This window comes from Streptomyces beijiangensis, assembly GCF_017315755.1.
In the GTDB taxonomy this organism is placed as follows: Bacteria; Actinomycetota; Actinomycetes; order Streptomycetales; family Streptomycetaceae; genus Streptomyces; species Streptomyces beijiangensis.
Genome location: NZ_JAFLRJ010001516.1, coordinates 1 through 387 on the forward strand (window position 1 = coordinate 1; position 387 = coordinate 387).

The 387-nt window shown below is 73.6% G+C and carries 1 pseudogene; it reads right to left on the reverse strand.

Annotated elements, in window-relative coordinates:
* Positions 1–79 precede the first annotated feature (79 nt).
* Positions 80–387: pseudogene (locus tag J0695_RS42500) on the reverse strand (prenyltransferase); the annotation flags it as partial.

Sequence of the window (387 nt, forward strand, 5' to 3'; positions counted from 1 at the left end):
CAGCCTCCACCGGCGCTGAGCACGAGGGGTTTCGCCCGCGGCCGCCGGGGCGCTGCTGCCCCGGCGGCCGTGTCCCCGGTCAGACCCGGGTGCAGCAGTCGGGGTCGAGGCCCTTCGGGAGGCGGTCGCCGCTGAAGACCGCGCAGGTGGCCTCGTGACCACCGAGTGCGGCGACGGCCAGCAGCAGCGAACCGGCCGTCCAGGCGGTCAGCTCGACCGGCCAGATCGCCTCGTCGTCGAAGACGTACCCCGTCCAGTACAGGCCGGTCTCCGGATCGCGCAGGTGCTGAATGGACTGGAGCACCTCCAGCCCGCGGTCGGACTCGCCCATCACCCAGAGGGCCAGGGCGAGTTCGGCCGACTCGCCGCCGGTCACCCACGGGTTGG